This window comes from Phytoactinopolyspora halotolerans (assembly GCF_010550675.1).
Classification (GTDB): domain Bacteria; phylum Actinomycetota; class Actinomycetes; order Jiangellales; family Jiangellaceae; genus Phytoactinopolyspora; species Phytoactinopolyspora halotolerans.
Window position 1 is genome coordinate 82,548 of the sequence record NZ_JAAGOA010000021.1, and the last position, 16,238, is coordinate 98,785.

Here is a 16,238-nt window from a genome sequence, read left to right on the forward strand (position 1 = left end):
GACGGCGACGTGCCGTTCGGGACGGCACGTCGCAACGGAGCGAGGCGTGGAGGGCTGGAGCAGTGATCCCTGCCGGCGACTACATGCGGGACGCGCTCGCCGTGGTCCTGCTGCTGTTGCCACTGGGCATGGCCTGGGATATGGATCACCAGGCGGTCGGCCTCAGCCAGTTGATCGTCGCGACGTTGCTCTCCATCTTGTCGTTGGCGCTGCGTTATCTGAAGTCGGCCTCGGTTCTGCCGGACGCGATGACGCCCGGCCGCGTGCAGGCGGTCCGGCTGTTGATGAACACCCCGTACGCGATCGCCGTCGTGGTGACGCTCGTGCTCGGCTATGTCGGCGATGCGCGCGGTGGCGGGCCCGGGAGCGGCGGTGGTGTCGGCGTCGGGATGGCCATCGGGCTGGCCGGTGTTCTGCTGGCCGCTCAGGGACGGGCGGCCGAACAGCGCGGCGAGCACAGCGACGCCGCGCTGTGGCGGGGGATCACCATGGTCATCGCCGTCGTCGCGCTCGCGCTGGGCACCCTCAGCGCAGTGATCACCATGGTGGAGATGAGCGACGACGCCGCCTGGAACGAGTTCGTGGTGCTGCTGCTCGGCGTGGTCCTGTTCACGGTGGTGCCGCTGATCGCGGTGCGCGGGGTGACCCGGGGCGACTCCGTGTGGCGGGACGTCGTCGTCGTACTGGGCGTCGCCGGCCTACTGGCGGCGGTGTGGGCGCAGGCGGCGGACGACACCATGGGTGAGGCGTGGTCGTTGCGGCTCGACGGGCCGGATGTCCTGTTCTGGCCCGGGCTCGGCGCCGCCGCAGCAGCGGCGGGCATCTCCGCGGCTGCCCCCGCGCCCCACGGTGCTGTCCGGTAGATCAATCTGGCGGGGCGGCTGTTCCAGGTGGTGACGGTCGTCGCGGTCATCGCCATGGTGATCTTCGGGATCCGGCTGATCGACGAGATCGCCGCGCGTGGTGTGCACATCTTCTCCCTCGTGCTCTCTCTGGTCGTCCTGGCATTGGCGACCTTCGGGCGGAACACGCTGGTCAAGGACGCGCGAACGAACCGGCCGATGGCGCTGGGCGCCGCGTTCGCGATCATTCTGCTGGCGCTGCTGGCCTCGGCCGTGATGGGCGTGTCGGACTCCGTGCGGATCACGACGGACGTGGCGACGATGATCTGTGTCTGGGTCGTCTTCTCCGCCGCGGCCGGCGTCGTCCTGACGGTGCCGCGCCCGATCCAGGACGAGCTCGGTCTCTCAGAGCACGAACAGTCGGTATCTTCGCAGGATATCGGGCCGCTGGCCGGAACCGAGGACGACACCGCGGAGCGTCCGTCGCCGCCGGAGACCGCGGATGCCGACGTCCATGCCGACGACGAGTCGCTCTGGGCGGTGCACCCGGACGATGAGGGACCAGACGAGGTGTCCGGCTTCTCGGACGCTTCCCGGCGCCGGCCGCCTGGCTGAGCACGTCCCAGCCGGCGTGCGCTGGTTCAGGCCTGCCAGTTGGGTTCGTCGACGAGGATGACGGCGCCCCAGTCCTGGTCGGTCATGCCCTTCTCCTCGGCGCGTTCATACCAGTCCAGAGCTGAACGCCCGCAGCCGAACGGCGCGGACAGCCGGCCGGCCAGGTCTTCGAGCAGACGCATGTCCTTGGTTGCGAGGCCCAGCTTGAACATGGGGGACAGATCGCCTTTGAGAACCTTCGCGATCAGCGTGTTGCGTAATTGCCAGCTGTCCGCGGACGTGTGAGACATGACCTTGACCAGCACGTCTGTGTCGGCGCCTGCGCGGCGGGTGAGTGCGTAGGCTTCGGCGAGGATGGCGATGTTGGCACAGGATACGAGGTTGTTCGCGAGCTTGATCACCTGTCCGGAGCCGAGCGGGCCGCAATGGTGGATCTCGCTGCCTACGCAGCGCAGCACCGCTTCGGCGCGGCCGATGACGTCTGCCTCACCACCGGCGAGAATGGTCAGGTCGCCCTTCTCGGCAGCCCATGGCCCCTTGCCGACCGGCGCGTCGATGACTCTGGCGCCGCGATCCGCCAGTGCCTCTGCGCACTCGCGGACCACGTCCGGCCCCGATGTCGACATGTCGATCACGATCGCTCCCGGCCGCACGCCGTGGGCGACGCCATCGGCACCCAGAAGGACTTCGCGGACGACGTCGGGATGGGTGAGCATACAGATGACCACATCGCTGGCCGCGGCGACCTCTCGAGGGCTGGCTGCTGCGCGGGCACCGGCGTCGCGCAGATCCGCGACCGCCGTCGGCGCCACGTCGTAGACGGTCAGCTCGTACCCGGCGGCGAGGATCTGCCCTGCCATCGGCCGACCCATCGTGCCCAAGCCGATGAAGCCGATCCGTCGCACGTCCTCGACCCGCGTACCCTGGGCATCCGGTTGCGTTGCCGTCGATTCCTCCGGAACTGTCATGTCTTCCGCTCCTTCCATCGTTCCCGCTCCGTCTCGTCACGCCGCAGCCCCACGTGATCACGAACAGCAGGTCTTCGCGCGCCGTCACGGCCATGCAGAGATGGCGTCGCAGGAAGTACATCACCAGGCATGATCAGCGAGCTCACGCGTCAGAGGTGAGAGCGCCAGTGGACGGACTTCTCCCTGCTGAGCTCGTGCAGGAACTCGACGCCGTAGCCGTGGCCGAGGCCGCTGGCGTTGAACGGCTCCGAGGTCGCGCCGGGCGCCTTGCCGCGGTTGGTGTTGATCTTGATCATGCCGGCTCTCAATCGCTCCAGCGCCAGCATCGCGCGTGGCGCCGACTCGGTGCAGACCATGGCCGACAGGCCGAACCGGGAGTCGTTGGCTCGCTCGATGGCCTCGTCGAAGTCCGCCACCCGCACGACGGGCGCCACCGGTCCGAACGTCTCGTCGGTCATGACCGGAAGGTCTGTGTCCGCGTTGGTGATTACCGTGGGCGGGAAGAAGAACCCCGGGCCGTCCACCGGCTCGCCGCCGCAGTGCACCGTCGCGCCTGCCGAGCGGGCGGTCGCTACGTGCTCGGTGACCCGTGCCCGCTGGGTCTGGTCGATCAGCGGCCCCATGTCGGTGCCCTCGTCGGCGCCCGGACCGAGCCGCATGGCTCTCGACGCGGCGGTGAGTTCCTCGACGAACGGCTCGAACACGCGTCCGGTGACGAAGAATCGCTCCGGTGAGGTGCAGATCTGCCCGGACGCGGTGTACTTGGCGACCTTCGCCAACGCGACGGCCTGTGCAAGGTCGACGGTGTCGTCGACGATGAAGGCGTCCTTGCCACCCAACTCCACGACGGCCTTACGCAGGTCCCGGCCGCAGACCTCGGCGATGTGACGTCCCGTTCGCTCGCTGCCGACGAATACGACGACGTCGACCTGCGCATGCGAGATCAGGTGGTCACCCGCCGACGGCCCGTCGCCCAGTAGGACATTGCATGTGCCCGGCGGCAGGTGCCCGAAGGCACGCTCAACCAGCTCTCTGGTGGCCAGCGGCGTCTTCTCCGACGGTTTGATCACGACGGCGTTGCCGACAGCGAGGTTCGGCGCCAGGTTCTCCACCCCGACAGCCACGGGGAAATTCCATGGCACGATGCACGCCGCGACGCCGCGTGGCTGCCGATACTGGAAGTTCAACTCGCCGGTTCCACCTTGCTGGGCGCCGCTGCGCGCGTGGACCGCGAGCTCGGCGTACGACGCAGTCACCCCGGCGGCGGCGTCGACCTCGGCGAGAGCCTCGCGCAGCGGCTTGCCGTTCTCCTCGACAAGCAGCCGGGCGAACCGGTCGCGTTCGGCCCGCAGCGCGCCGGCGGCTTGCAGGAGGGCGGCGCGGCGCTGGGGCGGTGTCAGCGCGGCCCACGCCGGCGCGGCATCACGCGCGGCGGCGACCGCTTGATCGACATCCTCCGCGGTTCCGCGCGGGATCTCTTCGATGATGCGCCCGGTGGCCGGATCGAGCACCTCGATCCCGTCCCCGCCGGCCGACGGGACGGCCTTGCCACCGATCCAGTGAGTCAGCACGGCTACCTCCGTAACCTTGAGTTACTTGACCGACCCGGCGGTCAGCCCGGCCACGATCTGCTTCTGCGCCAGCAGGCCCAGCACGACCACCGGCAACATCGCGATCACCGCCGCCGCCGTCAGCGGACCCCACAGCGTCTGCTCGACGGAGATGAAGTTGTACATCGCGACCGTCACGGGCCGGACGTTCTGGCCCCCCAGCGCCAGCGCGAACAGGAACTCGTTCCATGCGGTGATGAAGACGAAGATGGTGGTCGCCGCGAGCCCGCCACGAAGCTGGGGCAGAACGATCCGCCAGAACGCCTGCAACCGGGTGGCCCGGTCGATCCGGGCTGCCTCTTCCAGCTCTGCTGGAAGGTCCTCGCAGTAGGAGACCATGAGCCAGATCGCGAGCGGCAGTGTGAAGCTCAGGTACACCAGCGTCAGCCCGAGGTGCGTGTCGGTGAGATTGAGCCAGCGCAGGATCACGAAATGCGGTAGCACCAGCCCGATCCGCGGAATCAGGTATGTGAAGAGGGTGTAGACGCCGAGGACGTTGCGCCAGCGCAGGCGCAGCCGGGCGAACGCGTAAGCGAGCGGCAATCCCACCAGCATGGCCAACAGCGTCGTCGAGCCCGCGATCACCACGCTCGTCCAGAGGTCACCGACCAGGGAGCGGCGGCCGGCGGTCACCTGCTCGTAGTTCGCCGACGTCGGTTCGAAGATCAGGGACGGCGGGTAGGTGAACACGTCCTTCGGCAGCTTCACCGACGTGACCAACGTCCACACGATGGGAAACACCCAGACCGTGAGGAAAAGCACCACCGCGATGACGGTGACGATCCAGACTCCACGCTGTACCTTCACGCCGCCGCCCTCCGCATCTTGAGGAATACGAGTGTGACGGCCAGCGTGATGACCAGCATCGCCACCGCCAGCGCCGAGCCGTAGCCGAGCGAGAGCTGCTGGAATGAGACCCGGAAGATGTAGATGTCGACCAGTTCGGTGGCGGTTCCGGGACCGCCACCCGTCGCGGCGTACACGGCGTCGAACGCGGACAGCGCCACCACCGTCCGGAAGATGACCACGACCACGATCGCCGGGCGTAGCAGTGGCACGACGATGGTCCAGAATCGCTGCCAGGCGTTGGCGCCGTCGACCTCGGCGGCCTCCAGGATCTCCCGCGGGACCGTGGCCAGGCTGGCGGAGAAGATCAGGTAGGCGAAGGGCGTCCACTGCCAGGTATGCATGACGACGACCGAGCCCAGCGCCAGCGATGGATCGCCCAGCCAGTTCCGCGAGCCGAGTCCGAGCACGGTGCTCAAGTAGTTGACGATGCCGAAGTCCGGTGTGAGCATTAGGCTCCGCCAGATCAGGCCTACGACGACGGGCGCCAGCAGGATGGGGAGCAGCGCCGCCATCCGCACCAGCGCGCGTCCCCGTGACATGCGCTCCACCAGGACGGCCAGACCGATGCCGATGCTCACCTGGAGGATGACCGTCGAGGCGGTGAACACGGCGGACAAGCGCAGGCTGTCCCAGAAACGCTCGTCGCTCGCCAGGCGGACGTAGTTGTCGAAGCCGATGAACCCGTTACCGGCGGGAGCGGTCAGGTCGTAGCGGAACAGGCTCGTCCCGACCAAGTAGAGCAGCGGCAACGTCGTCGTCAACGCCAGTACGACGATGCCAGGAACGACCATGAGCGCGGCGAACGGACGTTCCCGGTCGAACGTGGCTGACAGCCGCGCCCGCAGCCGGCGCCCCGGGTCGCCGGTGGAGGCATGCTGGTCAGGTCCCACGGTGACGTTGCGCAACTGCGTCTCCGGACGGGTCACGATTCGAGAATCCGCTCGATTTGGTTGTTCGCCTGCTCCATTGCCTGCTCCGGCGTGACCTGGCCGGTCAGCGCCTCCTGGATGAGGACCGCCAGTTCGTCGCCGATGGCGGGCCATTCGGGGACGCGCGGCCGCCAGTCGAGGTCGGTGTCCTCTTGCAGCGACGTGAGTGCGGCATCGATGAATCCCTCCCCGGCATCGACGGCCTCCCGGTGCTCGTCCTCGTCCCAGATCGACTCCCGGTTTACGCCCGAGCGTTTCGTCTCTCCGGCGAACGCGTACGACGTGCGCACCTGGGTCTCCCGCGACGTCGCCCACTGGATGAACAGCCAGGTGGCGCGCTTGTCGTCGTCGGAGACCGCGGCGTTGATCGGGAAGCTCCAGTTCCAGATCGACGTGACGCGCCTGCCGTCGGGACCCGCCGGCCATCGGGCGAATCCGAGCGAGTCGGCGACGACGGACGTCTCCTCGTCCTGCAAGACGGCCGCGCTGGAGTGGGCGTCGATGTATGAGCCGAGGGTGCCGATCGCGAACGCGTCGGCGATGTCCGGCCAATTCCAGTTGACGACACCGTCTGGTGCCAGATCGTTGAGCAAGGACACGTAGTACTCCAGCGCCGCAACCCCGGCATCGCTGTTCACGGTCGGGTTGCCGCCGTCGTCGAACCACTCACCGCCGAAGGCGCGGAACAGCGACGGATAGATGTACATGTTCTGGCCGGCGCCGGGGAACCCGCGCAACGCGGCGCCCCATAGCCTGTCGTCGGGTACATGCATCGCCTCGGCGTTGCTGCGGAACTCGTCGAAGGTCTCGGCCGGTTTCAGGCCGTGCTCGTCGAAGAGATCGGTGCGGTAGACCTGCACGGTGACCTCCCCGTCGTACGGGATGCCATACGTCACCCCGTCGATCTGGGTGGCCTCCCGCCACATCTGGAAGATGTCCTCGTGGGCGAACCACTCCGGATTGGTGAGGTCCTGGTCGTCGAGGTAGGGCTCGAGCGCGTCCACCCACCCGTTCGCGACGTAGAGGGGGTAGTACATCGGATCCGCGGCGTGCGTGTGGTAATTGCCGGCACCGGTCGACAGGTCGCGGATGACCTCGGCCCGGATCTCTCCCGGGGGGATCTCCTCCGAGTTCACGCTGATGCCGGTGAGCTCCTCGAACTCCGGTATGAGCTCGAGAAGGTTGCCGAAGTACGTCGCCGGGATGACGGCGACGTTGATCGTCTGCCCCTCCGCGGCGCGCCAGTCGATGCCGGCCTGGTCGTATTCCTCGGTACCTTCGCGCGTCGATCCTTCGTCGTCGCCGCAGCCGGCCAGCACCGATCCGCCCGCCAACGCGGTGACACCGGTGGCCGCGGAACCTTGGAGGAAGGTACGTCGCGTCAAGCCTTGCCGTGCGAGATTGCCTGTCCCGTTTCTCATGGGAGGCTCCTCACCTTGGTGGTCAACTCTCGGTTTGTCTTCCGGGCACCTCACCGTCCGGCCGGTGGGTGCGGCGTGGATGCGTCCGCTCCGGCGGTGGCACCGTCGAATACGATCAGCTCGCTCACCGCCGGATCAAGCCGCGCCCACTGGCCGGTGCGAGGTCGTGCACTCGGCTCCCACTGCAGTCCGGCGACGATGGGGATGTCGGCGAAGACACAACCCTGGACGAACACGGGGTTGACGACGTCGAAGATCATCGCCTTCGGCGCCAGCCCGCGGGCCTTGAGATCGTGCAACGCCCAGCCGGCGGCCACGCCGCCTTTCGTGCGGGAGCAGACCAGAATCGCATCACGGAGCTCGTGCCCGTACAGCTCGTGGCCCTCCCGGGAGAACACGCCGTGCTCGCGGTCGAGGTCGTAACGTGGGCTGAATCCGTCGCTGGTGACCAGGAGCCGGCCTTCGACCGGCGTCCCGAAGCCAGGGGCGCCGCGGAAGACGGCCGCCGGGCGGCGGGCGAGCCGTTCACGCATCCGGAACCACCCCCGTCACGGCCGCCTCGATGCACTGCTCGGTCCGCCGCAGCCGCGGGTCGAGCCGGTAACCGCCGACGATATTGGCCGCCTTGGCGGAGTTGGTGACGAGCGTGCTCCAGGAGAACGCCTCCCGCAGCCGGTGCAGCCCCATCAGATACCAGCAGACTCCGGACAGGACGATCGCCCCTGCGCTCTCCAGCGCGTCCACGTACCCAAGGCGGACGGCGGCCTCGCGGTTCTGGAAGTTGGTGGTGATGATCAGGTCGGTGTGTTCGGCCACGCGGCGCCCGTCGAGCAACTCCGCGGCGCGCTGCAGCTCGAACAGGGACAGCTGTGGCGCGGTGAGGACGACGACGTCGGCCCGGTCACCACCGCGGTAGTTCGCCAGGTGCCGCTGTATGTCGGCTCCGGTGACGCGCAGCCGTTCGGTCGGCGTCGTGCCATCGAACGCGGCGTCGACGCTGGGCGCCTCGGGCGTGACAGACACCAGGTGGAACATGCCCATCGAGCCATAGCTTGCGAGGCTCGCGCCGAGGTGCTTGAGTTCATCCGCGCGTGCCTGGATCCGGGAGTCGAAGACCGGCACTCGTGCATAGCCGGCGTAGCGGGCGCCGACGATCGCTCCGAGCACACCCCAGTCCGTCACGTCCGGCATCGGTGCGTCGACGTCGACCAGCACCTGCCCGCGCCGGTTGCTCTCAAGATGGAAACCGTACGCAGGTGTGCGGCCGGTCAGGGCGGCTGCCACGGCGGCCGGGCCGCTTTCGAAATTGGAGTGGGCGCCGCACACCGAGTTCGCATAGATGACCGTGCCGGTGTCGCCCCAGGCGAGATGCTCTCCGGGCGACGGCTGATAGACGGTCTGGTAATTGATGCATGTGTCGGTGAGCATGGCGCCGAAGTCGCGTAGCAGGGCCAGCAGCGCCGATTCCTGCTCGACCAGCGTGTTCTCCTGGCGCATCGCCAGGGCATGGTCGAAGTCCACGCAACGGGCGTTCGTCGTCGTCGGCACACGCGCCCGCGCGCCGGAGCCGACCAGTCGTTCGAGGAACTCGAAACCGCTCGCTCCCATCACCTCCATGTCGCCCATCATGTGGACGCCCGTGATCGGCACCATCCGATCGGCTCCGAAGAACGTCCCCACGGCTACCTGAGATGTCATGGCCCACTTCAGCGCCTCGCCGTGCTCTCCGGCGAGCATGCCCCGTTCCTCATCGGTGAGATTCATCGGCCGGCCTCCGAACTGTCGGGCGGCGAGACGTCCGAGGGTGAACCAGGGGCGACATACCCGAGCTCCTTGGAGATGAAGGACGCCGCGCTGAGCAGCTCGGGCAGCGCTCCGTCCATGGCCGCGCGGTCGAATCGGCTGGCAGGGCCGGATACGTTCAACGCTGCCGTGACGGTTCCGCGGTGATCTCGGATCGGTGCCGCCACCGTGCTGATGCCGGGAATGGTCTCTTCGAATGCGACGGCATGGCCCGTCTCGCGCGTCTGTGCCACTAGCTCCATGACGCGCTCGCGGGTCAGCGGCGTCTTGCCGGTCAGCGGTACGAGCTCGGCTGCCTGAAGGATTCTGTCGATCTCGGCATCGTCCAAGAAGGCCAGCAAAACGCGGCCGGGAGCACCAGAGTAGAGGGGATAGAGCTGTCCGACTTCCGCCATCGAGCGCAGCTCCTGCCGGCTGGCGAGCTGCTCGATGTACATGCGCTCGTCGCCCACCCGGATGCTCAGCCCGACCGTCTCACCGCTGGTGTCTCGCAGCCGGTTCATGTACGGCAACGCTCGGGCCCGGACGTCGACACGGCACAGCGCCACCATGCCGAGGTGCAGCACTTGCGTCCCCAGCCGGTAGCGGAGTGTTACTGGATCCTGCTCGACCATGGCACAGCTTTCGAAGGTCTGCAGGAGCCGCTGCACGGTGCTCCGTGGCAGGCCGGTCCGTTCGGAGAGGTCGCGGGCGCCGAGGTCGCGTTCGTGATCGGCGAGCGCGAGGAGTACCTCTACGGCTTTGACGACTGATTCGTTCATCGTGTGTCCCATACAGTAGGACGCTGTCCCATAAACGTGTGCTCTCACCTTGACGCTGCGGGCGGTGCCTGTCAAGAGGTGGGCCGATCCGGTCTTGTGGCGCGCCGTGGACATACCGCTGGCAGGCCACGGTGTGAAATGTGAAAGGGAAGGTAGGTGGCCTGGGCAGAGAGGTGGCACCCGACTCGGCCAGGCAACATGTATATGGCACACTTCGCTCGTATGTCCGAACGTCCACCGGTGATCGTGGTCGCCGCCGCCATCGTCCGTGACGGGCGGCTACTGGCCGCGCGGCGCCGTCTGCCCATCCAGCTGCGTGGACGATGGGAACTGCCCGGCGGGAAGGTGGAGGGCGGTGAGTCCGAGCGGGATGCGCTACGCAGGGAGATCCGGGAGGAGCTGGCGGCGGACATCGACGTGCTGGAGCGCGTCGGCGGCGATGTGGACCTCGGGGAGTGGCGGGTGCTGCGCGCGTATCTGGCTCTGCTCCGGCCGGATTCCGCGGACCCGAAGGCCGGTGCGGATCATGACGCCGTCCGCTGGGTGACCGTGGACGATACCGCTCAGCTCGACTGGCTCGACGGCGACCGGCCGTTGCTCGCCCACGTGTGGACGCACGTGCACCCGCAGGACTAGCGCCGTGCGCTTGGCGCCGCGATCCCCGGTGCGCTAGGGGACGGGCTGGACCGTCGGCGGGAGATCGCGTCTGGTGTGCTCAAGCGCGTACTGGACGTGCTTGCGGAGCTGTTCACCGATGAACGCCGCGTGCTCGCGGACGACGTGTCGACGGCGCGGCCATGAGACCGGCATCGTCTCGATCGGCTCCCCGAAGACGAGGTCGATGTTGCCGCGCAGCCGGGGCAGACTGCTGGTGGACGCAGCGGACGTGCGCACGCCCAGCCCCACCACCGGGACGACGGGAGCACCGGTGACCAGGGCAAGGTAGGCGACCCCCGGCCGGACCACCGTGAAGTCTCCGACCCCGCGGGTGCCTTCCGGATAGATCGCCAGTACATCACCGCGGCTGAGCACCATGAGACAGTCCTTGACGGCACGCAGGTCGTAACACGAGCGGTCGATCGGGATCTGGCCGATCGCGCGGAGTCCCCACCCGAGCGGGCCCCGGAACATCTCTCGCTTGGTCAGCGCGTGCACCGGACGTCGGACGGCGCCGTAGAGCAGCGGTCCGTCCAGAATGCTCGTGTGGTTCGCGGCGAGGATGACCGGCCCGCGGCGGGGAACCATCTCATATCCGTGCAGGCGGACGCGCCACGCCGTGCGGACGACGGCCGATGCCACCGGCCGGAACAGGCGTGCCCCGCGGGCGCTCGGCCCGGGGACATCCCGCCAGAAACTCTGCTCCACCACGGTTAGTTATCTTGCCATGTGGCCCTGATCGGGACACTTGGCCAGACGGATGGCCGGACGCGAGTGAGCCCTTTACAGCCAGCCCAGATCCTGGAGCGCGCCGACCGAGAGTACCGCTCCGAGAATTCCCAGCAGCCACGCCATATCGGTGGTGTTCCGCGTGAACCAGCGCTCGATCCGCCGTAGCAGCCCTTCGATCTTGACATGCGCGAGCACCCGCACGATGGTCAACAGCAACGCGGGCAGCACCATGACGACGCAGTAGCCGGCCAGCACCACGCCGTTCAACGGCCAGCCCGGTCCTTCGGCCGTGACCAGGCCGATCGCACCCAGGTACGGCAGCATGGTGGCGACCTCGAGTACGCCCGCCGTCAGCGCCATGGCCACCAGCGGCCAGATCGACGAGCCTTTCCGGGGCCGGCCTTTCCGGGTCCGGGTGGCACCGGGCCGTGGACGCGATGCCGGCCCGCTCACGTGCGTCCCGCCGTGCGTCGCGTCATGCGTCCCGTCGTCTGGCGCGCCGCCTGTCCCGTCCCCTGTCCCGTCGTCCGGCGCGGTGTCCTCGTGGTCGTCGGCGACGCCCATCGCGCGCGACCGCCAGCGCGCCAGGCGGCCCGGCGTGGTCGCCTCCGCGTCGCCCGCACCGTCGGCGTGGGGACGCGACCGACGGCCCCGCCTGTTCTGGGCCACGATGAACACACAGCCGGCCAGCATCGCGACACCGACGACCAGCCGGAGCACGGTTTCTCCGTCGACGTCGAACGTGTCCTGAACACGCTCCAGCAGGACGTGCGCGCCGAGCGCGAGAGCCGTCCCGACCACGAAGTAGAAGACGGTGATGGTTCCGAGATAGACCAGTATCCGCGCGAGCCGGACCCGCCCCGGTGAGAGCAGCAGCCAGACCGGGACGACCAGTGTTCCTATGCTGGTCGAATCGATCAGCGCGAGCGCGAGCAACGCGAGGGCAAGTGTCCCCGCGGACGCGCCGGCCAGGTCGAAGGCGCTGTCCAACAGCAGGGTGTCACCGGGGTTCATGCGGTCAGTGTGTACGCGCGGGCGGTGCGCGCGCGTCCGCCGGATGAGTGATCTAGGCGCCTGGACACGCGGGTGTGTATACATCCTTCGATTGACGTGCCGGGGCCTTCGGTCTGCTGAGATGGCAGGGTGGAGGTCCATGATGCGGACGCGGCCACGCCCGCGCGTGACCCGGCGACGGCCCGGTCGGACCAGGAGCGCAAACGCGGCGTTCGCTGGGTCATCGACGCGATCGCGTACGGTCCGTCCGGTGCGACGAGTCCGCGTGGCGTCGCCGGTGGGATGACGGCGCTGGTCGGCTTCGGCGTGCTGCTCCTGTTGCTCGGCGTCACCGACCTGTGGCAGGTGCCGGACGCGCTCGGCATACCGGACGGACCGGAGTGGTGGCACGCGCTGACCTTCGCCGGGGTGACCGCGGCGGTGGCGATCGAACGTGCGCATCCGGCCGCGGCGCTCGTCGTGGGGTCGGTCGTGGCGGCGGCCGACATCGGCATCGGCGGCAGTCTGAGCGTGCTGATCATGCTGTGGGAGATTCTCTACAGCTACGGCATGAACGGTTCCGTGAAGGGCCGGCGGATCGTGACCACCGTCGTCGTCGTGATGGTCGGCGCCGGTGCCGTGGCCGGCACGGTAGCCGACGGGGACATCAGCGTCGGGGTACTCGTGGGGCTCCAGCTTGGCGCGGTGTTCGGAATGCCGTTGTGGTGGGCGTCGAACGTACGGCAGAAGAGTGAGCTGGCCGAGCTCGCCGCTCAGCGTGCCGATCTGGAGGCACGCCGGGCGGATCTGGAGGCGCAACGGGCGGCGGATATCGAGCGCATCGCGGAGCTCCGACGGAGCGAAGCGGTGCAGGCGGAGCGTGCCCGCATCGCCCGTGACCTGCACGACGCGATCGCGTCTCGGTTGTCGACCGTCGCGATCCACTCGGCCGGGGCGCTGGCGGCGCCGGGCCGGGACCAACAGCCGGTCCTGCAGACCGTGCGCGCGGAAGCGTTGGAAGCATTGCGAGAGATGCGCACGATGATCACGGTCTTGCGGTCGGGCCCGGAGGACGGAGCGGGAGACCACGCGTCGGGTGTCGCCCTGGAGACCGTGGCACCCGGTGGTGTGGAGCGCCTGAACGATCTGGTCGAAGCGAGCCGATGGATCGGCCTGCGCACACGTCTCGTACTCCCGCCGGACTGGGAGGAGACCAGGGTTTCCGCGCCGGTGGCGGTCGCTCAGGCTGCGTACCGGATCATCCAGGAGGCGCTCGCCAACGCGTCCAAGCATGCCCCGGGCGGCGAGGCGACGGTGCGGCTGCAGAACGATGACGACGAGCTGCTGATCGTCGTCGAGAACACCCTGCCCGAGGCGCCTGCGTCGCACGCCGACGACGATCCCGCACTCTCCGCGGGCGTCGGACTGGTGACGATGCGGGAGCGAGCGGAGTCGCTGGGTGGGCGATTCTCGGCCGGGCCGTGGCGGGGCGGCGGTATCGGTGATGCCGCCTACGCTGCTGAACGAGGAGCGGACCGTCCCGGTGGGGCTGCATCACAGGTTCCCGCGATGTGGCGGGTGGAGGCGGTGCTGCCGTTGTGTGGCGGCGGGGAGAGAACGGACGGGGCGACGTGACGGAGGACGGCGCAGGCGACGTGACCGGCGAGGGCGCAGGCTACGCGGCCGGCGAGGCGGCGCGATCGCCGATACGCGTGTTGCTGGTCGACGACCATGAGCCGATCCGAACCGCGTTGCGCTTCGTTCTTGACTCCGCCGACGACATCGAGGTTGTCGGGGAGGCGGCGGACGGTGGCGTGGCGGTGACGAACGCCCGTTCACTCCGGCCGGACGTGGTGTTGATGGACGTCCGGATGCCCGGCGTCGACGGGATCGAAGCCACTCGGGAGATCGTCCGTGACGGCCTCGCCGACGTGCTTGTGCTCACCACGTTCGACCTGGACGAATACGTCTTCGGGGCGCTGCGAGCCGGTGCGGCCGGGTTCCTGCTCAAAACCGCGGAACCGGTTGAGATCCTGGCGGCGGTCCGCCGGGTGGCCTCGGGCGACGGCGTGGTCGCGCCGGAGGTGACCCAGCGGGTGATCGCGCACTTCGCCTCGCCGGCGGCCGGGACCGCGACGGACGGGACCACAGGGGATGGGGCCATAGCGGACGGGAGTGTGCCGAACCGGGCTGCGGCGAGCGGGGCTGTGCCGAGTGGCGCTCTGCCGAAGGCTGCTGCGCAGCCGTCGGTCGCCGCACGGCTGGCCGACCTGACCGCCCGCGAGCGTGACGTGCTGGCCGCGATCGCCGCGGGCCTGTCCAACCAGGACATCGCCGCCACGCTGGTGATCTCCGAAGCCACCGCCAAGACACACGTATCGCGCATCCTCACCAAGCTGGGCTGCTCCAGCCGGGTCCAGGCAGCGATTCTCGCCCGCGAGGCCGGCATCGTCTGATGCCCACCGGCACCAGCGCGGATGCCGCCCTGTGGTCCCTGGACATGATGCGGCTCCTACTCCAGGAGTAGCGCCACGACAGGAGCGGGAACCGCCCAGGACGGGTGATCTATGTCCAGGATGTTCTTGGTCGCGACGATACCGCGTTCGTATCTGCCTTCAATGGTTCGAGCTTCGGAGCGCCACCCATCCGAGACCCATTTCGACTCGATCGGTACGGTCCATTGGAGCCGCTCGGAGACGGCACTGGCAGTGGGGCGAAGTCGACCTCTTTGCCAGACGTCGTGCGGGAGTACCCGACAGTATCTCCGGCGGTCCAGCGCCCTGGGCTCTTTGTTTCGATGACTCGCGCGAGTGAGACCGCAAGCGCCGATTCGGTGAGGCGCGTGAAGTCGGGAGCTGCGAGCCCGGGGCGGGTTGCGTGTCCCAGCCAGGCGAGCACGGGGTCGATGAGGTAGAACTTGGGCTGCGCGCCCGTGACTCTACGTCCCTGATCGTTGAGCTGGGGACACCACAGTCCTGCGTATGAGCGAACGATCTTGTTGAGGCGCGCTATGGCCTGGTCCCGGGTGTAGCCCATGCTCATCGCCAGGTCGCGCACGTTCAGAGGTGTAGTAGTGCGGGAATGTAACTCCGTCATCAACAGTGCTACGGAATCGGCTTGGGCAGATGGGTCGATATCGGCGGTCAACCACGAGGCGAGGTCACCGTAGAACGCCGGGGAGACCGCACCATCGCGGTGATGCTCGGCGACGGCCCTGGGGAAGCCGCCCGCTTCGAGGTATCGCTGCCAAGCCATGTCGAGGTCATCCAGGATTGGCTCCAGGGCGACCAGTACTTCTGCTGCATCGCTGGATTGCAGATGCTGAGGGCTTGTGGCGTCGACTGCATGGCTTCCCGTACCCGTCGCTTCGAGGAAGTCGCGAAAGGTCATAGGTAGCAAGGTTCGGAAGGGAGTGGTGTTGCTTTCTCCCGCGCGTCCCGCTCCCAGGTCACGTACGGCGTGCTCGGCACCGGCGGCAGAAGAGCCGGTAAATACCACAGTGTCGTCGCCAAAACGGTCGTTGTCGCGAAGGCTCTTGATCTCGGCCGTCCAGCCTTCGATCCCTGTGATCTCGTCGAATAACCAGACTCGCCTCGACGCTGCGATCGGTCGAGTGAGTTGCATTGCCAGCATGACGGCGCGGCGAAGGTCCCGAACGCGGAACGTGTCGGCTGGTATGTAGATGATTTGGCGTGGGTCGATATCGCCCCGCGCACATGGCGCTGCGGCAAGGTCCCTGAGAACGACAGACTTGCCCACACGACGGGGTCCACGGAGCACATAGAGGCTGTCGTCGAGCGGGCCGGTCGCTACATCGGCGAGAACATCAGAGCGGTATCCGAGGTCGTGTGTCGCCCGTCGCTGCAGCAGCCTATCGTCGGCAGTCCACGCCGTGGGATCGATACGTTCAACCGGTGAGCTCCACCACGGGTTCGCTTGCCGGAGAAAAGCTCTGAGGTCGTCGACTCGCATTATGGTCATCACACCACCATCGAGGGTTTTGGGGGGGGGGGCGGGGCGAACAACACCACGACGGTGAGGGGGTGGGGCGCCCACCG

14 protein-coding genes and 1 pseudogene are annotated in these 16,238 nt (G+C 68.1%); 4 read left to right on the forward strand and 11 right to left on the reverse strand.

The genetic code is table 11. The annotated features are described in order from the left end of the window. Positions 1 to 83: 83 nt before the first annotated feature. A pseudogene (locus G1H10_RS35255) lies at positions 84 to 1,457 on the forward strand (DUF7937 domain-containing protein). 26 nt (positions 1,458 to 1,483) lie between these two features. On the opposite strand, the gene G1H10_RS24500 reads toward G1H10_RS35255, so the two are convergent. The 8 genes from G1H10_RS24500 to G1H10_RS24535 form a co-directional block, all read right to left on the reverse strand. After that, entirely contained in the window at positions 1,484 to 2,425 is a 942-nt protein-coding gene (locus G1H10_RS24500; protein WP_163742916.1) for an NAD(P)-dependent oxidoreductase, read from the reverse strand. Between the two features lie 149 nt (positions 2,426 to 2,574). Next, positions 2,575 to 3,996 carry an aldehyde dehydrogenase family protein gene (locus tag G1H10_RS24505; RefSeq protein ID WP_163742918.1) on the reverse strand — a complete coding sequence of 474 codons (1,422 nt, stop codon included), beginning with the start codon at positions 3,994 to 3,996 and terminating at the stop codon, positions 2,575 to 2,577. Between the two features lie 21 nt (positions 3,997 to 4,017). Then, positions 4,018 to 4,842, reverse strand: a complete 825-nt coding sequence (locus G1H10_RS24510) for a carbohydrate ABC transporter permease (protein WP_163742919.1) — start codon at positions 4,840 to 4,842, stop codon at positions 4,018 to 4,020. Then, on the reverse strand, positions 4,839 to 5,810 hold the full coding sequence (locus G1H10_RS33335; RefSeq protein ID WP_163742921.1) for an ABC transporter permease subunit: 972 nt from the start codon (positions 5,808 to 5,810) through the stop codon (positions 4,839 to 4,841). Before G1H10_RS33335 ends, G1H10_RS24510 begins: the two co-directional genes overlap by 4 nt. After that, the gene (locus G1H10_RS24520) at positions 5,807 to 7,234 is read right to left on the reverse strand and encodes an extracellular solute-binding protein (protein WP_163742923.1); all 1,428 of its coding nucleotides are present in this window, start codon (positions 7,232 to 7,234) and stop codon (positions 5,807 to 5,809) included. Before G1H10_RS24520 ends, G1H10_RS33335 begins: the two co-directional genes overlap by 4 nt. Before the next feature lie 50 nt (positions 7,235 to 7,284). Next, complete coding sequence (locus tag G1H10_RS24525; RefSeq protein ID WP_163742924.1) at positions 7,285 to 7,767, reverse strand: aconitase X swivel domain-containing protein; 483 nt, start codon at positions 7,765 to 7,767, stop codon at positions 7,285 to 7,287. Next, the gene (locus G1H10_RS24530) at positions 7,760 to 8,998 is read right to left on the reverse strand and encodes an aconitase X (protein WP_163742926.1); all 1,239 of its coding nucleotides are present in this window, start codon (positions 8,996 to 8,998) and stop codon (positions 7,760 to 7,762) included. The genes G1H10_RS24525 and G1H10_RS24530 overlap by 8 nt, the downstream gene beginning before the upstream one ends. Next, on the reverse strand, positions 8,995 to 9,798 hold the full coding sequence (locus G1H10_RS24535) for an IclR family transcriptional regulator (RefSeq protein ID WP_163742928.1): 804 nt from the start codon (positions 9,796 to 9,798) through the stop codon (positions 8,995 to 8,997). Before G1H10_RS24535 ends, G1H10_RS24530 begins: the two co-directional genes overlap by 4 nt. A 222-nt stretch (positions 9,799 to 10,020) precedes the next feature. Between G1H10_RS24535 and G1H10_RS24540 the strand changes: the two genes are divergently transcribed. Continuing rightward, positions 10,021 to 10,434: a (deoxy)nucleoside triphosphate pyrophosphohydrolase gene (locus G1H10_RS24540; RefSeq protein ID WP_163742929.1), complete on the forward strand. Its 414-nt coding sequence runs from the start codon at positions 10,021 to 10,023 to the stop codon at positions 10,432 to 10,434. 33 nt (positions 10,435 to 10,467) lie between these two features. Here G1H10_RS24540 and G1H10_RS24545 read toward each other — a convergent pair whose 3' ends face one another. After that, complete coding sequence (locus tag G1H10_RS24545) at positions 10,468 to 11,166, reverse strand: lysophospholipid acyltransferase family protein (RefSeq protein ID WP_163742931.1); 699 nt, start codon at positions 11,164 to 11,166, stop codon at positions 10,468 to 10,470. Positions 11,167 to 11,238: 72 nt separating this feature from the next. After that, positions 11,239 to 12,201: a GAP family protein gene (locus tag G1H10_RS24550; protein WP_163742933.1), complete on the reverse strand. Its 963-nt coding sequence runs from the start codon at positions 12,199 to 12,201 to the stop codon at positions 11,239 to 11,241. Positions 12,202 to 12,330: 129 nt separating this feature from the next. Between G1H10_RS24550 and G1H10_RS34750 the strand changes: the two genes are divergently transcribed. Next, complete coding sequence (locus G1H10_RS34750; protein ID WP_163742935.1) at positions 12,331 to 13,815, forward strand: ATP-binding protein; 1,485 nt, start codon at positions 12,331 to 12,333, stop codon at positions 13,813 to 13,815. Positions 13,816 to 13,835: 20 nt separating this feature from the next. Further along, positions 13,836 to 14,636 (forward strand): response regulator, encoded by an 801-nt coding sequence (locus G1H10_RS34125; protein WP_446686746.1) that lies wholly within the window; start codon positions 13,836 to 13,838, stop codon positions 14,634 to 14,636. Positions 14,637 to 14,745: 109 nt separating this feature from the next. Here the strand turns inward: G1H10_RS34125 and G1H10_RS24565 are convergent, their stop codons facing one another. Continuing rightward, complete coding sequence (locus G1H10_RS24565; RefSeq protein ID WP_163742937.1) at positions 14,746 to 16,152, reverse strand: ATP-binding protein; 1,407 nt, start codon at positions 16,150 to 16,152, stop codon at positions 14,746 to 14,748. Between the last annotated feature and the right edge of the window lie 86 nt (positions 16,153 to 16,238).